We start from the raw sequence: 978 nt of genomic DNA, 5'->3' as shown, positions 1-978 counted from the left end.
ATTGCAAATGAAACCGCGCCTGTTAATCAACAAAAGCCTGCAAAAAAATACGAATTTACCAATGAAAAATTCACTTTTGATGGTCTTACTTTACACCGTATACGTGCTCTAAGAGATTTTGATGATGTTAAGGCGGGAGACCTCGGCGGTTTTATTGAAAATGAAAGTAACTTATCCCATGATGGCAATTGCTGGGTCTATGATAATGCCGCGGTTCTTTTCAATGCAACTGTTTATGAAAATGCTAAAATTTATAATGACGCTAAAATCTTTAGAGGTGCCAAGGTGTATGGCAATGCTATCGTTAATGGCAAAGCATTGGTTTTTGATACAACCGCTCATATTTATGATAATGCAAAAATTCATGATAACGCTAAGGTCTGTGGGCATGTTTATGGTTATGCCGTAATTAGTGATAATGCTACTATTTCTAATGGTGCCAAGGTTTATGACAATGCCCGTGTCTATGAAAGTGCCTATGTTTGTGGCTATATTTTTGGCAATGCTCGTGTATATGGCAAGTCACGGGTTTATGTCTGGGCGCGCGTTTATGATAATGCCCATGTTTTTTGTAATGCTTGGATTAAGGATTATTCAAGTATCTATGGTCATGCCAAGGTTTCTGGCTCGGCTCGTGTTGGTTGCTTTGTAAGAATTTATGATCATGCCAAGGTCTATGGCAAATCAAATATTGATCATCATGTGCAAATTTATGGCAATGCTGTTGTCAATAGCCGTGCAAAAATTCGTCATGATATCTGTGATGATAATCAGTCACTAAAAGACGCTGCTTAAATAACGCGTGGGCACGGCGGGGGCGCCCTCCTTTAAACATCTCATTTAAAAATTTAAATCTCTTTATGAAGGAATTGTGCTCATGCAAAAGAAGTTTGCACTCACAAATGAAACGCGTGTATTTGGTAATCATGTTCTCTACCGTATTAAAGCATTAAAAGATTTTGCTGATATCAAAGCAGG

The 978-nt window shown here is 38.1% G+C and carries 1 protein-coding gene; it reads left to right on the top strand.

The window, feature by feature from the left end:
* Window positions 1-795, top strand: a 795-nt coding sequence (locus ACFIK8_RS10195; protein ID WP_375669357.1) for a hypothetical protein, incomplete at its 5' end; no start/stop codon positions are given.
* Between the last annotated feature and the right edge of the window lie 183 nt (window positions 796-978).

The sequence above is a fragment of the Bartonella sp. MR168JLCBS genome (assembly GCF_042194175.1).
Note: the sequence above shows the minus strand (reverse complement) of the source record. Positions and strands in the feature narration are given on the sequence as shown.